The organism is Bacillus sp. HY001, assembly GCF_007558965.1.
In the GTDB taxonomy this organism is placed as follows: Bacteria; Bacillota; Bacilli; order Bacillales; family Bacillaceae_G; genus Bacillus_A; species Bacillus_A mobilis.
Genome location: NZ_VLTE01000013.1, coordinates 24,811 through 41,680, shown reverse-complemented (window position 1 = coordinate 41,680; position 16,870 = coordinate 24,811). Strand labels below are relative to the sequence as shown.

Genomic DNA, 16,870 nt, shown 5'->3' with positions numbered 1-16,870 from the left:
GTGGGTGAAAACGGTATAAATCTGAATAAATAAGAATTGAAAATATTGTAATACAGAAAAAGCATGCATATAATTAAAATAAAGACGAAATTTCAGAATCTTCAATGACGGTGGTGGGTACATGTTTACTGAAGAGCGTAGAGAGAAAATTTTAGAGTTACTTAAGAAAGAGGGAAGAGTAATCGCTAAGGATCTTGCGGAAAGTTTCGATATGTCTATTGATTCGATAAGAAGAGATTTATCTATTATGGAGAAGGACGGCCTATTAAAAAGAACGCACGGAGGTGCAGTTGAACTTACGCGAGTGAGAAACTTAGCTACTGAACCATCGAAACGTTATCGTGATAGTTCAATAGAGGAAGATGCGATTGCGAAAGTTGCTGCATCCTACATACAAGAAGGCGATTCCGTTTTTATTGGCGGGGCTTCTATTCATTATGCGATGTTAAAATATTTACCTGAAATGTCATTTACAGTGATTACGAATTCTTTAGAAATTGCTAGTATGTTACGGGATTATAAGAATGTAGATACATACTTAATTGGTGGAAAGGTGAAACCATCAGGAAATATGACAGATACACTTGCCTCAGAATTGATAAGTAGATTCTCTATTGATCTGTATTTCTCTACAGGCGGTGGCATTTCATTGAATGGTATAAGTACTGCTACGCCGGAAGTTGCTTATTTTGGAAAAACAGTAAGTAAAATTGCTAGAAAAAACATTTGTTTAGCTCCTCATACAAAACTAGGAATAGACTGCTTTATAAAAGGAGAGTCACTAATAGAAATTGACCTTATCATAACAGATGAAGAGGCTAGTAAAGAAACAATTCAACAATTTGAGAAACAAGGTAAAGAAATTGTAATAGCGTCAATACACCTCATTTAAAAGGAGTTTGTAATGATTATAAAGGGACAAGAGTTTCATATAAATGGATTAACTTATACAATTCGTTCTGCATCTGAAACGGATGCTGAGCAGTTATCGAAAATTAGAGTGCAGATCGATGGTGAAACTGAAAATATGGATAGAGAAGCTGGAGAGGGATTAATAGATAAGATAGGGTTTCAAAAAATAATAAAAGCAGATAGTGAAGAGATAAAGAATCTGTTTTTAGTTGCAGAAGTGCACAACCGAATCGTAGGATTTTCAAGATGTGAAGGTTCTAATTTGAAAAGATTAACCCATAAAGTAGAGTTTGGTGTTTGTATTTTAAAAGAGTTTTGGGGATATGGAATGGGTAAGAGTTTACTGCAACAATCTATTCAGTGGGCTGATGAAAATGAAGTGAAAAAGATATCATTACAAGTGTTAGAGACAAATGAAAAAGCCATTCAACTTTATAAGAAATTAGGTTTTGAAGTAGAAGGTATTTTGAAAAATGATAAAAGACTGTCGGATGGGAAGTATTATAATACGGTAGTAATGGGAAGGTGTATTTGAGGCTGTTCATAAAAGAGGTGGAAATGTATGTTTTATAGAAGAAAGTACTATATAGTAAAGAATGAATTTATAGAAATATTTAATGAGCATTTTACTAACACGAACTTACCTAATCAATTAAAGCATGGTTCCAGGCTAATAGGACGCTGGATGAAAGATAACAATGATGGTACAACTGAAATATTCGCCATATGGGAATATGATAGTTATGATGAGTATAAAGAAATAGAATCGAAAATTAGAAGCGACGAGAAGCATGCTAAAAGAATACATGATTGGTATGAAAAACATGGCGGAAGAGAATTTGTTTTACAGAAGTACATATTAGAGTTAAAAAATGAAGAGTTAGTATGTACTGTAAAGTGATAGAGGAGTGAGGAATGATGAAAATTAAAACAAAATTATATTTTAGTTTAGCATCTACCATTTTATTTTCAATAGCGGTCATAATTTTCTTTATAAATGATACTCCACAAAAGTGGTTTTGGTTATGTATTTTCTTTGCTTCCATTATACAAAATATAGTTCTACTAAAAAAGAATAAAGAAGTTCATTAATATATACTAATTATTAACATATTTGTGTCGTCTTTCTAGTTTTATTGAAAACGCTTTTATTCAGTTTTATAATAAAAGTATATTTTTACAGATCTCCAAAACAATGAATAGGGAGATGATACAATGTTAGCTTCACCGTTTTACTTACATACATGGAAAAAGTTTGTTGATGAAGGTGTTCTTGATTCGAACCGTATAAACGAAAGGATTTCAGAGTCATGGTATCGATGTAAACAAGCAAATGTGAATCCTCATATGAACAAAGGTCAGAAAATTTTGTCTTCTAATATTTTTCAGGATCAAAAGAAAAAGAGTGAAATCTTCCTTGATATAGCAATACCTCAAATACAAAATATGAGAAAAACCATTGATGAACTGCAAATGATGGCATTATTAATCGATCCAGATGGTTACGTTCTATCGTTAAGTGGAAATCAACAAACGTTGAAACGAGCGAAACATATTAATTTTATTGAAGGTGTGAAATGGACAGAAGCAGCTGTTGGTACAAATGCGATAGGAACCGCGTTACAGATTGAAGAGGCCATTATGATAAGTGGTACAGAGCATTATTCTATCGCATCTCATAGCTGGAGTTGTGCGGCCGCTCCCATTCATAATGATGATGGGAAATTAATTGGAGTTCTAGATTTCTCCTGTCCAATTGAATTTTCACATCCATATATGCTCGGAATGGTAACTTCGATTGCACATTCGATTGAACGTGAATGTAGTATTCGAGTGCATCAAAATGAACTACACTTAATCCATCGTTTTTTAGATGTAATTGACAGTGATGAACAAGTTGTTATATGTAATCATCGAGATGTTATTGTTTCTGCAAGCAAGAGTGTACGGGAACGAGTTTCTAATTGGTCACGAATGAAACTTGAAGATTTAATGCAAAATGGATTGAAACCTAAATTAGAAGTACCAGTATATAGTAATGATAGAATGATCGGGAAATGTATGTATGTAAAGGAAAATAAACAAGGGAATGTATTTTCAACGTCCACATTTAAAAGCGAAATCACTTTCCATGGCGTTATTGGGACGAGCAATGCATTTCAACATACTTTAGAAGAAATTAAGCTTGTATCTCCAACTGACGCTAGTGTATATGTTTGTGGTGAAACAGGTGTAGGGAAAGAATATGTAGCGAGAGCGATTCATGAAAATAGTCCAAGAAAAAATGGTCCTTTTATAGCTGTTAACTGCGGTTCATTGCCGAAAGAATTAATGGAAAGTGAATTATTCGGTTATGCTGAAGGAGCGTTTACAGGTGCGCGGCGCCAAGGATATAAAGGGAAATTCGAACAAGCAGACGGAGGAACAATATTTTTAGATGAGATTGGTGAAGTACCGCCAGAGATGCAAGTAGCATTATTGCGTGTTTTACAAGAACGAACAGTAACCCCAATTGGCAGTTCAAAAGAGGTACCAGTAAATATTCGTATTATTACTGCGACACACAAAGATTTACTGCGATTAGTAGAAGAAGGAAAATTCCGTCAAGATTTATATTATCATTTACATGTGTATCCGTTATATGTTCCATCGTTAATGGAAAGAAAAGAGGATATTCCGTACTTCATACAACATTTTTGTGAACAAAAAGATTGGAATTTTGTATTTCCAAAGAGTATTTGTAATCAATTTTCACAACATACATGGCCAGGAAATATTCGAGAATTATTAAATGTATTAGAACGTATTTACATTTTGTCGCAAGGACGGGAAATATGTGAAAAACAAATCTCTTTTTTATTACAAACAATGATGGGAAATCAACATCAACTTGCATTGCAAGCAGAAAATAAAACAGAGCATACATTAAATTTTCGTGAAAAAATACAGCGTGATAGTATGATTGAAGCGCTAGAAAAGACGAATGGAAATGTTTCGTTAGCTGCCAAACTTTTAGATGTACCTCGAAGTACATTTTATAAACGAATGCAAAAATATAAGTTATAAAGTAGATTTTTGTAATCTACTTTTTCTTTGTGGGCTCATGTTCTGTCGGAATGTGCGCTTACCGGGGAAATAATAGAATAGTTAGAAATTAATTTCCGAAAGGGGGACTTTTGTGAAGTATATTGAAATTGGCATCGGAAATAGGTGGTTCGTTCGAACGGAAACTGAAAATAAAGATGGAACTGAATTTGAAGAACGCGGAATTATAAAACCTATTTATTTTGAGTCTTTATATGTACGAATTTGGTTTCGGAAAACTTGTTTTATTTTTGATACGAAAGAAGGGTTTAAGAAAGTAAGAAAGGGTAGAGATGAGTATAAGTTTATTGTTGGAATTGTAAGTAGAATGAATAAAGAAAAGGTGTGCTAACATAAGCAGTTATATTGGCTAGGAAATTCTTTGGACTTATATCAAATTCATAAAAAGTAATTTTGTAAATGTAAATTGTTAATAAAGCCGCTAAGGAAACTTAGCGGTTTCTTTTTAAATAGGAGGGATTTGCGTATGAATAGGATCTTAACGATTTCCCTTGCAATTATTGTAATGGGGTATTCCATGTATAGTTGGGATGATGCTTCGAAACAAAGTGTACTAATTTTACAAACGCTTTTAGGATGTATGTTAGTTAGTATGGGGGTACAAAATTTCAAAAATAAAGAAAAAGAAAATAGAAGTATAGGAATTGCTTTACTACTTGTTGCTGTATTTCTAATTGTTGTATCGGTTATAAAATATTTTAAATGAATACGTACTTAAATTACTGAAAAATGATTTTCTTATTACAATAAGCATTCTCACAATAAAAGTTGAAATTCTACTTGTATTTCACTATATAAAATATGGCATAATGATTTAGTTAATATAGAATTGGATAGGGTATTTGAGAGGGGCAGTTTAATGAGTTTCGCACTAGAAATAGTAATAAAAGCACCAATTGATGTAGTTTGTGACTATATTGTAGAAGATGAAAAAATAAAAGAATGGAATACGTTTATAATAGAAAATCGTTATCCTTCAAATATGGATAAAGAGAATCCATGTGTAGGAGATAAATATATCTCTGTTCAAAAAGTCGGTAAGAAAATAATTGAGGCAGAAGTAGAAATCATTGAATACGATGCACCACATATTATTTCACTAGGAAGTGAAATGAAGCAAGGTTATTCAGCGATGACTTATTTGTTAGAAGAAGATGAGGAAGGTACAGCACTAACATTAATTTCAGAATATGAACCTAGTAATTTTTATTATAAAATTATGTATAAGTTAACAGGTTGGATTTCACGAGGTTTGACTATGGAACAAATGGAGCGTCTAGCAGAATGTGTAGAAACTGCTTATAATAAAGAAAATTAATATTAAAGACACATTAAGGGAAAAACGTTACTCAAAGGATTGAGTAACGTTTTTATTATTTTAAGATTTTTCATATATTTTTTTATCAATACAAAATCTTTCTGTTATCCAATAAGTAAGTTAAAAAGAGGTAAGGTTATGTCCTTTTTTCTTACCTTGGAAATATTGTTTTAAAACATTATCATTTATAGAAGTTGGAATGCCATCGATATAACCGAAAATTCGAATTTTTTGCAACACAGGAGAAGTCCGCCAATCATTAGACTTTGTAATAAGTTCTTTCATACTTGATAAATGTATTGACTCTGTATGTAAGGTTTTCGCTAGACCTGAATCTCTAGTAATTTCAATACTATTATTTGAGACTTCATAAGTAAAAGTTTCTCTTACATTACTAACTTGAAATGATTTAAAAAGTGGATAAGCTTGGAATAAAGGTGCACAGTAACCAACATCAACATAATATGGTTGCTCTAAGTTAACTCGTAAGCATAAATGTCCAGGATCCATATACATATAATGAACATCAAAACCAAGATTTGATAATAACCAATGGAATCCAATCGAGTGTGTCCAACAAGTACCGCTTCAATATAGAAATTGTTATTGGGACCAGCTTTAGCGTTCCCATACCTAGATAAAATATTTTTATAGAGATAAAATAGCACACCTTACTTATTGAAGGTGTGTTATTTATATAACCCAGTCGTATACATTTCCGTCAATGTATGTACTGTCTCTTCTAACTCTAAATTGTTATTATTTTTCACAATCGTCCAAAGAAACATCTCATTCATCGCGAACCAAGCACGTGCTACAATTTCTTTATTTAATTCAGATTGTGCTAATCCACTTTCTTGAGAGTATGTAATATCCTGCGTAATATTGTTTATAAAGCGTTCCCGTATCTCGTCCCATTTTTGACGTATCTCTTTTGATAATCCGATTGCTTCCTGCACAACTTGCAAAATAGCACGTTCTTCTTCAGCTAATTGTAGGAATGCTCTAACTTGATTTTGAATCATGATACGCGCTTCTTCTTTTGTTTGAGGGGAAAAGGAGCGATCAGCAATATCATAAAATTGATTCATGACATCTTCCATTAAAACGATGAGGAGATCATCTTTGTTTTTAAAATATACATATGCTGTTCCATAACCAGTTTCTGCATGTTTAATAATTTGTGTAATTGTCGTTTTTTGAAATCCATTATGTATAAAAATCGTGTAACCAGCGTGTAATAGTTTCTTCTTTGTTTCTAAGGAGCGGTGTTTTCTCGATGAAAGAGTACTGTTTTTCAAAGAATCACCTCTTTATACTGAAATATCTGAAAATATAACTGTATTGTAAAAGAAATGCATATATAAAGTCAACTGACATAATATCATTGACGTTATATCAACTAAGGTGATATATTTCAATTAGTTAGAATTAAAAGAAAATTAAAAGAAGGTGACACCATGTATAAAGAACCATTTCAACCAACTTATGAATATGCGCTTGAATGTGATAAACATGATGAACTGAAAGATTTTCAAACTGAATTCTATAAAAAAGAAGGAACAATATATTTAGATGGAAACTCATTAGGACTACTTTCAAAAAGAGCAGAAAAATCGTTACTTACGTTACTAGATTCATGGAAGGAGTATGGTATTGACGGTTGGACAGAGGGTGAGCATCCGTGGTTTTTCCTTTCGGAGAAATTAGGTGAATTGACAGCACCTCTTATTGGAGCTTTGCCGGAAGAAACAATTGTAACCGGTTCCACGACGACGAACATTCATCAAGTAATCGCGACATTTTATGAGCCAAAAGGAATACGTACAAAAATTCTTGCTGATGAATTAACATTCCCGTCAGATATATATGCACTTCAAAGTCAAATTCGTTTAAAAGGATTAGATCCAGATGAGCATTTAGTACGAGTGACGAGCCGAGATGGTAGAACACTTTCTGAAGATGATATTATTCAAGCGATGACAGATGATATCGCATTAATTTTATTGCCTTCTGTACTATATAGAAGCGGCCAAATTCTTGATATGAAACGTTTAACCGCGGAAGCACATAAGCGTGGTATTCATATCGGATTCGATTTATGTCATTCAATCGGTTCTATTCCGCATCATTTCAAAGAATGGGATGTTGATTTTGCTATTTGGTGTAATTATAAATATTTAAATGCAGGACCTGGTGGAGTTGCGGGACTTTATGTAAATAAAAAGCATTTTAATAGACTTCCAGGATTATCAGGCTGGTTTAGTTCTAGAAAAGATAAGCAATTTGATATGGAACATACATTAACAGCTGCTGATCATGCAGGTGCTTATCAAATTGGTACACCGCACGTATTAAGTACAGCACCGTTAATCGGTTCTCTTGAAATCTTTAAAGATGCTGGTATAGAACGTTTACGTGAAAAATCGCTACATATTACAAGATACATGCTTAATTTAATTGATCATGAATTAAAAGATTTTGGATTTACAGTTGGCAATCCATTAGAGGATGAAAAACGAGGCGGACACATTTATTTAGAGCATGCTGAAGCGGCACGTATTTGTAAAGCGTTAAAAGCAAATGGAGTTATTCCCGATTTCCGTGCACCTAATGGAGTAAGACTTGCACCGGTTGCTTTATATAACACATACGGAGAAGTGTGGCATTCTGTTCAAATTTTAAAGAAAATCATGAAAGATGAAGAATATAAGCAGTTTGAAAATAAGCGAGAGGTTGTGGCATAAGCATGAAAAATTCAGAGTGGATTGATATTTCACAACCGCTAAATAATGATATTGCCACTTGGCCAGGAGATACACCGTTCTCGTATGAAGTTTCATGGTCAAAAGAAGAGAGTGGGTCAGTAAATGTCGGAAAGTTATCGATGAGTATTCATACAGGTACTCATATTGACGCACCGTTTCATTTTGATAGTGATGGGAAAAAAGTAATAGATTTAGACGTTCAAGTTTATGTCGGCCCAGCGCGCATCATAGATGTTTCTAATCTAGAAAGCATTGGGAAAAAGGAATTAGAAAGCTTTCATTTAGAAGGCGTAGAAAGATTATTGTTACGCACATCTTCACATGGCAAAGCGAATGAATTCCCAGATGTAATCCCGCATTTACGTGCAGATATAGCACCGTTTCTTTCAGAGAAAGGTATCCGTTTAATCGGGGTAGATGTACCTTCAGTAGATCCATTAGATGATAAAGAGTTAGCAGCGCATCATCAATTGTTTAAACACGGCATACACATTTTAGAAAATGTCGTACTAGATCATGTAGCAGACGGCGATTATGAATTAATCGCATTACCACTTGCTTTAACAGAAGCAGATGGAAGTCCAGTTCGAGCAGTTATTAGACCAATTTAAGTAGAATTATATAAAAGGGGCGTTTGGCTAATATGAAAGAAAACGAAAAGGTAATTATGGAAAAAGGGATTCATACGGACTTTAAAGAGAATATGACGTACGGGGAGTATTTACAATTAGATAGTTTACTATCTTCTCAAAAGAGATTATCAGACCATCATGATGAAATGTTATTCATCGTGATTCACCAAGCAAGTGAACTTTGGATGAAGCTTATTTTACATGAGTTAAATGCAGCAATCGAATCTATTAAAAATGATAAATTACAACCAGCTTTTAAAATGTTAGCACGTGTATCAAAAATTCAGTCGCAAATTATTCAATCTTGGGATATTCTTGCGACATTAACGCCATCAGAGTACATTGAGTTTCGTGATTCACTCGGTCAAGCTTCAGGTTTTCAATCATATCAATATCGTATGATTGAGTATGCGCTTGGCTATAAGACGCCGCATGCATTAAAAATTTATGAAAAAGATCCAGAATTACACGCTCGACTTCATACAGCGCTACATACACCAAGTTTGTATGATGTCGCAATTCAAGCTCTTGTAAAAGAAGGATTCCCGATCCATCAAGATGTGTTAAACCGTGACATTACGCAGCCTTATGAAGAAGATGCAACAGTAGAAGCAGCTTGGATTGAAGTGTATGCGGATGTGAAAAAGTATTGGGATTTATATCAACTCGCTGAAAAATTAATCGATATTGAAGATTGGTTACAACAATGGCGTTTCCGTCATATGAAAACGGTAGAACGTATTATCGGACATAAAATGGGAACAGGCGGATCTTCTGGTGTATCTTATTTAAAACGAGTACTTGATCAACGATTCTTCCCAGAACTTTGGAATGTTCGTACAAAATTATAAAAAACAAACCTGTCAGTTCATAACTGGCAGGTTTGTTTTTTATTTGAACGCAACTATGTTTTAATGAAAGCTACAAGTTATAATAAATCAAGTAACAATCTAATTGGAGGTAAAGTTTTGGATTTTAAACAACTAGAAAATAAATTTGAAAAGAAAAAAGTAAATACATTTCTTGTTTATCAAAAAGGTGAGTTAACAACTGAGTATTATAAAACGTTAGAATGTGAAAATAATCTATTTAAAATAAATTCGATTACAAAAAGCATCGTATCTATATTAATTGGTATTGCAATAGATAAAGGCTATATAAATGATATACAAACACCGATTACAGCGTGGATTGAAAATGTATCTGAGGAAAAGCAGGATTTGACTCTGTATCATTTATTAACGATGACTACAGGTGAGGATTGGAAAGAGTTTGGAAATGGAGTAGTGTTCCCAAATGATTTTGTAGAATCGGAAAACTGGGTCCAGTACATATTAGAAAAACCAATAATTGAAGAACCCGCTACCAAAATGAATTATAACTCAGGTTCTTCGCATTTGCTTAGCTACATTATCCAAAAAGCTACTGGAATGTCGACAGAACAGTTTGCGCAAAGGTACTTATTTGAACCGTTAGAAATTACTGAATATGAGTGGCAACAAGATCCCAAAGGTATAAACGTCGGCGGGTTCGGCATGAAAATGAAATCTAAAGATTTATTAAAGCTCGGAATATTATGTTTGCAGAATGGATATTGGCAGGGAAATGAAATTGTATCATCGAAATGGTTAGAAGAATCAAGTACAGCTCTATTTGAAACGTATGAACATGTCGGGGCGTATGGTTATCACTGGTGGGTTTTGAATAACGAAAGATTTCACATACCGCATTGTATATATTTTGCTATGGGATATGGCGGACAATACATCGTTATCATTCCGCAGTTAGAGCTTGTTGCTGTCATAAGTAGTCATATGCCAAAACGTGGACTTGTTCCATTGAAATTATTTTTGGAGCATGTACAGGAGAATAATAAGTTTATATAAGAAGAGGAGAGAATGTATGAAAGGTGTAAAAACATTATCTTTATAGACTATGTTTAAGTCTTTTAGCATGGAGCGCTATAATAAGAGCGCAAGTGAAACCATTCAATCCAGTTAATTTGTATGTTAATAAGATTTTTAGGAAATCGAAATTTTGAGAAAGAATTTTAAAAATGAAAGAAACCTCCACTGTTCATATGCTAAACAGTGGAGGTTTCTTTTTATCTACTCGTCTTCTGAAACGACATTTTTATAAACTTATCCGTCTTCGTTTCAAACTCTACATCAACAAAAACACCATATTCTTGCCCATTCTCACGTAGCCACAATTTAAATTTTTCGATTGTTATTTGAACGGTTTTTGGTTTTCTACCTATATGAAGATAATCAATAATCTCAGCTTTTGGGTATTGTTCTTTCGTCTTTTCTACAGCAATTTTCCCCCATTTGGCATACGGAGGCTGTGCATGAACAATTGATGGACCAGTATATATGTTAGAACATGTTGTTATGAACAGGATGACGAGTGCGATACGTTTTAACAATTTCTTCATAATGAACTCCTTTTATCTTTTTTTATATTGTTTACATATTTTTTTAACGATATGAGTTTGGATTTTTTTGTCTTCTTTACATAAAAACGAGGCTTTTACAAAACATAACCAAGAAATCATTTCTGTAATCAAGGAGGGAAAATTATGCATCAAAAAGCTATTTTTAAAATAGCAATTTTACTTGCGTTCATCGGACTATCTTTGATGGTAAGTAGTATACAACTAAAAAATGTAGAAGCTTTTTCTAATCAAGTCATTCAAAGAGGAGCATCTGGTGAAGATGTCATTGAACTGCAATCTCGTTTGAAATATAACGGATTTTATACGGGAAAAGTGGATGGGGTTTTCGGATGGGGTACATACTGGGCACTTCGAAATTTTCAAGAGAAATTCGGATTACCTGTTGATGGTTTAGCTGGAGCTAAAACGAAGCAAATGCTTGTGAAGGCAACGAAGTATGACAAGTCGACTGCTAATAAAGGAACAACAACGAATAAAGGAAATAGTGGTGGTACTGCACAAGAAAATAAACCATCTCAAAATAAAGGGACAAATGTTCCGAATGGTTATTCTCAAAATGACATTCAGCTCATGGCAAACGCAGTATATGGAGAATCTCGTGGTGAGCCGTACTTAGGGCAAGTTGCAGTAGCTGCGGTTATTTTGAATCGTGTTACTAGTGCATCGTTCCCAAATACCGTTTCGGGTGTAATCTTTGAGCCAAGAGCATTTACAGCGGTAGCAGACGGACAAATATATTTAACGCCAAATGAAACAGCGAAAAAAGCTGTATTAGATGCACTAAATGGATGGGATCCAACAGGAAATGCATTGTATTACTTCAATCCTGATACCGCAACAAGTAAATGGATTTGGACTCGTCCACAAATTAAAAAGATTGGGAAACATATTTTCTGTAAATAGAGCGGAGGTGGAACTATGTTACGAGGTATTATAATCGTATTATTAACAGTCGGTGTAGTTGGAACGGGTTACTGGGGCTATAAAGAGCACCAAGAGAAGAATGCAGTATTAATTCGAGCGGAAAATAGCTATCAACGAGCGTTTCATGATTTAGCGTACGAGGTTGATTTGTTGCACGACAAAATTGGAACAACACTTGCGATGAATTCACGTGCGTCTTTATCACCTGCATTAGCAGACGTATGGAGATTAACATCTGAAGCTCGTTCGGATGTAGGACAACTTCCTTTAACATTAATGCCTTTTAATAAAACGGAAGAATTTTTAGCGAATATCGGTGATTTTAGTTATCGTGCAGCGATTCGTGATTTAGAAAAAGAGCCGTTAAATGATCAAGAATACAAAACATTGGAAACTTTATATTCAAATGCAGGAAATATACAAGATGAGTTACGAAAAGTACAACATCTAGTATTGAAAAACAATTTACGCTGGATGGATGTTGAGATGGCACTCGCATCAAATCGTGACCCTGCAGACAATACAATTATTGACGGTTTAAAAACAGTAGAGAAAAACGTAACATCGTATTCATCTACAAACTTCGGACCTACCTTTACTAGTGCACAAAAAAATAAAAAAGGTGGATTTGAAGCAGAAGGGAAAGCAATTTCTAAAGATGAAGCAGCGAAAATTGCAAAATCGTTTTTGAACTTAAAAGGAAATGAAAAAGTAGATGTTGAGAAAAGTGGAAAAGGTGCGAAAGAATCTTTCTATAGTGTGAAAATAAAAGATCCAGCAACGAATAATGAGTTTTATATGGATATTACCGGAAAAGGCGGATATCCAATTTGGGTTATGAATAATCGAGATATTAAAGAACAGAAAATTAGTTTAAACGATGCAGGAAGTAAAGGTTTGACATTCTTAAAGGATCATAAGTTTAATAATATGGAGCTTTTTGATAGCTCACAATATGATAATGTTGGTGTATTTACGTATGTAGTAAATGAAAATGGCGTACGAATTTATCCAGAAGCAATTCAAATGAAAATTGCTTTAGATGACGGTTCTATCGTTGGATTTTCCGCAAAAGAATATTTAGCATCACATCAAAAGCGAACAGTTCCATCAGCAAAGCTAACTGCAGCAGAAGCAAGAAAGAAAATCAATCCAGATGTTAAAGTTATGGAAGAACGAAAAGCTGTCGTAGTAAATGATTTGCATAATGAAGTACTCTGCTATGAGTTTATAGGTACTTTAGGAAAAGATACGTACCAAATTTTCATTAATGCAAATAACGGTGCAGAGGAAAAAGTGAAGAAAATGCAAGCTGTTGAAAAAATTTATGATTAAATTTTAATAGTAAAGTGGTGAGAAAAATGAAGAGCCTAATATATATGTTGATGCTTTGCTTTTTAATAACTGGATGCAGTATTGGAAAAAAGGACAATCCAAATGAAAAACCAGAGCAAAAAAATGTTTCGACGAAAAATGTTAATTACACGAACAAACCAAATAAGCCAAATGAAAAAGCAGCGGATCATTTAGCTTCTTTAGCCGCTAGTGTGCCAGGTGTGAATGATGCAACTGCCGTAGTAGTCGGCAAATATGCAATTGTAGGTATTGATGTAAAAGCGAAACTTGATCGAACTCGCGTTGAGTCTATTAAATACTCTGTTGCAGAAAGTTTGAAAAACGATCCTGATGGTGCTAATGCAGTCGTTGTAGCAGATGTTGATACGTATGAACGACTGAAACAAATTGGAAAGCAAATTAAAAAAGGAAAAACAGGTGAAGGTATACTTGATGAGTTAGCTGCAATCGTTGGCCGCGTAATGCCGCAAGTTCCAAATGACATGATTGAAAATCGAGAAACGAATCCAATTAAAGATAATGATAAACAATTACCAAAAGATGAAGAACAAGAACTAAGAAAAGAACAGAATGACCAATCAAATAATCATTTGAATAAATAAAATTAACCCCGTACTTAATTGTACGGGGATTTTTTAATATAACATTTAATATTCAGTTTATTTTTAAGGGAATATATGGTTTAATTATGATGGGAGGGACAACTGTTATGATGAAAAAAAGCGCATTAATAGTATGTAGTTTATGCTTAGGTTTCAGTATGACAGCGTGTGAGCAGAAGAAAGAAGTGAAAAAACAAACAGCGACTTCTTCTACTGTGATGGAAAGGCAGCAGAAAGATTCTATCAATATAAATCATTTCTTGAATATAAATGAAGGAATGACTTATACAGAAGTGAAAGATTTAATTGGCTTTGATGGTAATTTACTTATAGAAGAAGGTGTAGAAGATTCTACACAAATTAAACAAATTTTTTCTTGGAAGGGTAGCGATCCAACTTCATTAGTTGAAATTACTTTTTTAGATGGAAAAGTGCATTCAAAAGCGCAGCAAGGTTTAAGTTAATATGTTGAAAAATGGGAGAGTTTCGCATGAACATACATACAGGGGAAATTCAATTAGTTCCGTATAAGGAGAAATATAAAGAAGTTATACAAACATTTACTTTACCAAGTGAACAAGTTCAATTCACATCAGATCCAGGCGAATTATTGGAGAAAGCAAAAAGTGATCGAACAAAAAATGTGATTGTTATTTTAGATTACAATGGGTTACCTGTTGGTCTTTTCGCATTGCAAACAGGGGATAGAGTACAGGAATTCACAGACAATCAAGATGCTTTACTTTTAACATCATTTTCTATAAATCACAATAGACAAAGAAAAGGATATGCTAAAAAGTCATTGGCATTATTACAAGAGTTTGTAAAACGTTATTTCCCGATAAAAAATGAGGTTGTACTTGCTGTAAATGAAAAAAATATTCCTGCACAAAATTTATACGAAAAAGTCGGCTTCCAAGATAAAGGCTTTAGAAGAATGGGACCAATTGGTCAACAAATTATAATGCATTTACCTATTATAAAATAATGAGAAGAAAACTTACTCTTGCATAACAAAGTAGTAAGTTTTTTTATTTAGAACGATAAGAGAATATATGTTAAAAGGCTTTATTTAAGAGTAAAGAAATTATAGCTAGATACATAAAAAAATAAAGAAATTTGAAAAACATTAAATTTAGTTAGTTCGACAATCATTAAATAATACTTTTTGGGGGTGTAGCTGCATGGAAATTATTCAATTACTAAAGAAGGATGACTTATTTAATAAGGCAATAGATGTTTTTTGGAAAGAATGGGGTGAGGAAGGTGGGCGTGCATTCTATAAAGATTGCATGACTAATGCTTTAACTGATCCAAATGACATACCGAGTTTTTACATTGCAAAAGTAGATGATAAAATTATCGGAACATATGCATTAATTCGCAATGATTTAAATAGTCGTCAGGATTTGAGCCCTTGGCTAGCATGTTTGTTTGTAGATGAAAAATTTAGAGGTAACTCTATTGGTGAAAAATTGTTGAATCATGGACTGCTAGAAGCTGCAAAAAGAGGGTACCATTTTCTTTATCTTACGTCAGATCTTAACGGCTATTATGAAAAATATGGATGGGATAAAATTGGAGTTGCTTATGGGCCTAGTGGAGGGTGCATACCTTTGTTTAAAAAGTCAACGGCTCTATAACGAAAGCACTTTTTATTCAACAAACAGATGCTTTCGTTGAATAAAATTTAACCGCTATAAGAACCTTACTATAATAAAATGTAGTAAGGTTCTTATAGGGTATTAAATATCTTTACATCAACTTTGAAACACATTTAAATGAGGAGAAATGATATGACAATTTATATTGCATTACTAAGAGGAATCAATGTAGGCGGGCATAAGGTAATCAAAATGGCGGATTTAAAACAAATGTTTGAATCCATAGGGTTAAAACAAGTAAAAACATATATTCAAAGTGGTAATATCGTATTTGAATCTGATGAAGATATAAGATTTCTAAAGGAACGAATACAATCTGAAATTAAAATCACTTTTGGGTATGATGTTCCAGTCATATTAAGTACACATGATGAATTTATAAACATTATAAAAAGATGCCCCTATGAAGCTGATTCATTGCTAGAAGGTGAGAGTATTCATGTTGCCTTCTTAGTAAATGAACTTTCTGAAAAAGAAAAAGATCAGCTGCTTATGCAAAAAAGTGAAACTGAAGATTGTTATATAGATGAAAAGGTAGTGTACTTGTTTTTCAAAAATAGCATTCGAAATTCTAAATTAATGAGTCAATTTCAGAAGCTACATACAGCATCTACAGTAAGAAATTGGCGGACAGTGAATAAATTAAAAGCGATAGTTGAGGGTATATAAATAAAAAGGTGAGATTTTCTGTATATAGAAAATCTCACCTTTTTATTTATATTGTTTTGCGACTATAAGTTCGACAATAGGATAAATAAAGAAAGAAGAACAAAGAGAGATAAAAAGAGGAAGATTCTTTATTTCATCGAGTAATAGGAATGCAAATCCTTCTGATGCTATTAAAATAAAAAACATAAGGCCTATTAGTACAAAATAAGCAATTTTAAAGCTTTTATATTTAATTTGTTGTCCCATTTCATCTTGGCTTTCTTCTGATACTCCGTTTGGATCTCCCCAAGTAATTTGATTAATTAAATTACCAAGTATTAACGAAAAAGCGAATATTGTCCCTCCAAAAATCGAACCTTCCGTTACATATTTATATGCGCCATATATAAGGACTCCGATTAATGATAAAACGATAATTATGAAAATAAATTTTTTATGATTCAATTTAGAAATGACACCTCC

General features: G+C 33.3%; 21 protein-coding genes and 2 pseudogenes. 19 read left to right on the top strand and 4 right to left on the bottom strand.

Features of this window, described 5'->3' with window-relative positions; translation table 11 throughout:
* The first annotated feature begins 121 nt into the window (after positions 1-121).
* The 7 genes from FOT98_RS09290 to FOT98_RS09260 all read left to right on the top strand — a co-directional run bounded on the left by FOT98_RS09290 (position 122) and on the right by FOT98_RS09260 (position 5,335).
* Positions 122-892, top strand: coding sequence for a DeoR/GlpR family DNA-binding transcription regulator (locus FOT98_RS09290; RefSeq protein ID WP_063263064.1), 771 nt, complete (start codon positions 122-124; stop codon positions 890-892).
* 12 nt (positions 893-904) lie between these two features.
* Positions 905-1,447 carry a GNAT family N-acetyltransferase gene (locus tag FOT98_RS09285; protein WP_063263063.1) on the top strand — a complete coding sequence of 181 codons (543 nt, stop codon included), beginning with the start codon at positions 905-907 and terminating at the stop codon, positions 1,445-1,447.
* 27 nt (positions 1,448-1,474) lie between these two features.
* Positions 1,475-1,813: an NIPSNAP family protein gene (locus tag FOT98_RS09280; protein WP_063263062.1), complete on the top strand. Its 339-nt coding sequence runs from the start codon at positions 1,475-1,477 to the stop codon at positions 1,811-1,813.
* A gap of 314 nt (positions 1,814-2,127) precedes the next feature.
* A complete protein-coding gene (locus FOT98_RS09275; RefSeq protein ID WP_063263061.1) occupies positions 2,128-3,978 on the top strand; it encodes a sigma-54-dependent Fis family transcriptional regulator in 1,851 nt (616 codons plus the stop codon).
* 112 nt (positions 3,979-4,090) lie between these two features.
* The gene (locus FOT98_RS09270; protein WP_063263060.1) at positions 4,091-4,348 is read left to right on the top strand and encodes a DUF3977 family protein; all 258 of its coding nucleotides are present in this window, start codon (positions 4,091-4,093) and stop codon (positions 4,346-4,348) included.
* 135 nt (positions 4,349-4,483) lie between these two features.
* Positions 4,484-4,723, top strand: a complete 240-nt coding sequence (locus FOT98_RS09265) for a YczI family protein (protein ID WP_063263059.1) — start codon at positions 4,484-4,486, stop codon at positions 4,721-4,723.
* A 153-nt stretch (positions 4,724-4,876) separates the two neighbouring features.
* On the top strand, positions 4,877-5,335 hold the full coding sequence (locus FOT98_RS09260; RefSeq protein ID WP_063263058.1) for an SRPBCC domain-containing protein: 459 nt from the start codon (positions 4,877-4,879) through the stop codon (positions 5,333-5,335).
* Positions 5,336-5,458: 123 nt separating this feature from the next.
* Here the strand turns inward: FOT98_RS09260 and FOT98_RS32885 are convergent.
* Together FOT98_RS32885 and FOT98_RS09250 are read right to left on the bottom strand one after the other, a co-directional pair.
* A pseudogene (locus FOT98_RS32885) lies at positions 5,459-5,920 on the bottom strand (hypothetical protein); the annotation flags it as partial.
* A 104-nt stretch (positions 5,921-6,024) separates the two neighbouring features.
* Entirely contained in the window at positions 6,025-6,636 is a 612-nt protein-coding gene (locus FOT98_RS09250; protein ID WP_063263057.1) for a TetR/AcrR family transcriptional regulator, read from the bottom strand.
* Positions 6,637-6,795: 159 nt separating this feature from the next.
* Here FOT98_RS09250 and kynU point away from each other — a divergent pair, with 159 nt between their 5' ends.
* The 5 genes and pseudogenes from kynU to FOT98_RS33545 all read left to right on the top strand — a co-directional run.
* Entirely contained in the window at positions 6,796-8,082 is a 1,287-nt protein-coding gene (gene kynU, locus FOT98_RS09245; RefSeq protein WP_063263056.1) for a kynureninase, read from the top strand.
* 2 nt (positions 8,083-8,084) lie between these two features.
* Positions 8,085-8,714, top strand: coding sequence for an arylformamidase (gene kynB / locus FOT98_RS09240; protein ID WP_071723361.1), 630 nt, complete (start codon positions 8,085-8,087; stop codon positions 8,712-8,714).
* A gap of 32 nt (positions 8,715-8,746) precedes the next feature.
* The gene (gene kynA, locus FOT98_RS09235; RefSeq protein WP_063263054.1) at positions 8,747-9,586 is read left to right on the top strand and encodes a tryptophan 2,3-dioxygenase; all 840 of its coding nucleotides are present in this window, start codon (positions 8,747-8,749) and stop codon (positions 9,584-9,586) included.
* Between the two features lie 117 nt (positions 9,587-9,703).
* Positions 9,704-10,621: a serine hydrolase domain-containing protein gene (locus tag FOT98_RS09230; protein WP_063263053.1), complete on the top strand. Its 918-nt coding sequence runs from the start codon at positions 9,704-9,706 to the stop codon at positions 10,619-10,621.
* Between the two features lie 16 nt (positions 10,622-10,637).
* Positions 10,638-10,743, top strand: a pseudogene (locus FOT98_RS33545) (Pr6Pr family membrane protein); the annotation flags it as partial.
* Positions 10,744-10,839: 96 nt separating this feature from the next.
* On the opposite strand, the gene FOT98_RS09225 reads toward FOT98_RS33545, so the two are convergent.
* Positions 10,840-11,172 (bottom strand): DUF3889 domain-containing protein, encoded by a 333-nt coding sequence (locus FOT98_RS09225; protein WP_063263052.1) that lies wholly within the window; start codon positions 11,170-11,172, stop codon positions 10,840-10,842.
* A 144-nt stretch (positions 11,173-11,316) separates the two neighbouring features.
* Between FOT98_RS09225 and sleB the strand changes: the two genes are divergently transcribed.
* From sleB to FOT98_RS09190, 7 genes are all read left to right on the top strand, one after another.
* Positions 11,317-12,096, top strand: coding sequence for a spore cortex-lytic enzyme (sleB, locus tag FOT98_RS09220; protein ID WP_063263051.1), 780 nt, complete (start codon positions 11,317-11,319; stop codon positions 12,094-12,096).
* Between the two features lie 15 nt (positions 12,097-12,111).
* On the top strand, positions 12,112-13,452 hold the full coding sequence (gene ypeB, locus FOT98_RS09215) for a germination protein YpeB (RefSeq protein ID WP_063263050.1): 1,341 nt from the start codon (positions 12,112-12,114) through the stop codon (positions 13,450-13,452).
* Positions 13,453-13,478: 26 nt separating this feature from the next.
* Positions 13,479-14,075, top strand: coding sequence for a YhcN/YlaJ family sporulation lipoprotein (locus tag FOT98_RS09210; protein WP_063263049.1), 597 nt, complete (start codon positions 13,479-13,481; stop codon positions 14,073-14,075).
* Between the two features lie 107 nt (positions 14,076-14,182).
* Entirely contained in the window at positions 14,183-14,539 is a 357-nt protein-coding gene (locus FOT98_RS09205) for a hypothetical protein (protein WP_061679796.1), read from the top strand.
* Positions 14,540-14,565: 26 nt separating this feature from the next.
* Positions 14,566-15,063, top strand: a complete 498-nt coding sequence (locus FOT98_RS09200; protein ID WP_063263048.1) for a GNAT family N-acetyltransferase — start codon at positions 14,566-14,568, stop codon at positions 15,061-15,063.
* A gap of 196 nt (positions 15,064-15,259) precedes the next feature.
* A complete protein-coding gene (locus FOT98_RS09195) occupies positions 15,260-15,718 on the top strand; it encodes a GNAT family N-acetyltransferase (RefSeq protein ID WP_063263047.1) in 459 nt (152 codons plus the stop codon).
* 153 nt (positions 15,719-15,871) lie between these two features.
* The gene (locus FOT98_RS09190; protein ID WP_063263046.1) at positions 15,872-16,408 is read left to right on the top strand and encodes a DUF1697 domain-containing protein; all 537 of its coding nucleotides are present in this window, start codon (positions 15,872-15,874) and stop codon (positions 16,406-16,408) included.
* A gap of 42 nt (positions 16,409-16,450) precedes the next feature.
* Here the strand turns inward: FOT98_RS09190 and FOT98_RS09185 are convergent, their stop codons facing one another.
* Positions 16,451-16,852 carry a hypothetical protein gene (locus tag FOT98_RS09185; RefSeq protein WP_063263045.1) on the bottom strand — a complete coding sequence of 134 codons (402 nt, stop codon included), beginning with the start codon at positions 16,850-16,852 and terminating at the stop codon, positions 16,451-16,453.
* Between the last annotated feature and the right edge of the window lie 18 nt (positions 16,853-16,870).

What these genes read in the sequence shown, in the direction of transcription:
- FOT98_RS09290 (WP_063263064.1), top strand. Translation starts at nt 122, where the DNA reads ATGTTTACTGAAGAGCGTAGAGAGAAAATTTTAGAGTTACTTAAGAAA.
- FOT98_RS09285 (WP_063263063.1), top strand. Translation starts at nt 905, where the DNA reads ATGATTATAAAGGGACAAGAGTTTCATATAAATGGATTAACTTATACA.
- FOT98_RS09280 (WP_063263062.1), top strand. Translation starts at nt 1,475, where the DNA reads ATGTTTTATAGAAGAAAGTACTATATAGTAAAGAATGAATTTATAGAA.
- FOT98_RS09275 (WP_063263061.1), top strand. Translation starts at nt 2,128, where the DNA reads ATGTTAGCTTCACCGTTTTACTTACATACATGGAAAAAGTTTGTTGAT.
- FOT98_RS09265 (WP_063263059.1), top strand. Translation starts at nt 4,484, where the DNA reads ATGAATAGGATCTTAACGATTTCCCTTGCAATTATTGTAATGGGGTAT.
- FOT98_RS09260 (WP_063263058.1), top strand. Translation starts at nt 4,877, where the DNA reads ATGAGTTTCGCACTAGAAATAGTAATAAAAGCACCAATTGATGTAGTT.
- kynU (WP_063263056.1), top strand. Translation starts at nt 6,796, where the DNA reads ATGTATAAAGAACCATTTCAACCAACTTATGAATATGCGCTTGAATGT.
- kynB (WP_071723361.1), top strand. Translation starts at nt 8,085, where the DNA reads ATGAAAAATTCAGAGTGGATTGATATTTCACAACCGCTAAATAATGAT.
- kynA (WP_063263054.1), top strand. Translation starts at nt 8,747, where the DNA reads ATGAAAGAAAACGAAAAGGTAATTATGGAAAAAGGGATTCATACGGAC.
- FOT98_RS09225 (WP_063263052.1), bottom strand. Translation starts at nt 11,172, where the DNA reads ATGAAGAAATTGTTAAAACGTATCGCACTCGTCATCCTGTTCATAACA.
- sleB (WP_063263051.1), top strand. Translation starts at nt 11,317, where the DNA reads ATGCATCAAAAAGCTATTTTTAAAATAGCAATTTTACTTGCGTTCATC.
- ypeB (WP_063263050.1), top strand. Translation starts at nt 12,112, where the DNA reads ATGTTACGAGGTATTATAATCGTATTATTAACAGTCGGTGTAGTTGGA.
- FOT98_RS09210 (WP_063263049.1), top strand. Translation starts at nt 13,479, where the DNA reads ATGAAGAGCCTAATATATATGTTGATGCTTTGCTTTTTAATAACTGGA.
- FOT98_RS09205 (WP_061679796.1), top strand. Translation starts at nt 14,183, where the DNA reads ATGATGAAAAAAAGCGCATTAATAGTATGTAGTTTATGCTTAGGTTTC.
- FOT98_RS09200 (WP_063263048.1), top strand. Translation starts at nt 14,566, where the DNA reads ATGAACATACATACAGGGGAAATTCAATTAGTTCCGTATAAGGAGAAA.
- FOT98_RS09195 (WP_063263047.1), top strand. Translation starts at nt 15,260, where the DNA reads ATGGAAATTATTCAATTACTAAAGAAGGATGACTTATTTAATAAGGCA.
- FOT98_RS09190 (WP_063263046.1), top strand. Translation starts at nt 15,872, where the DNA reads ATGACAATTTATATTGCATTACTAAGAGGAATCAATGTAGGCGGGCAT.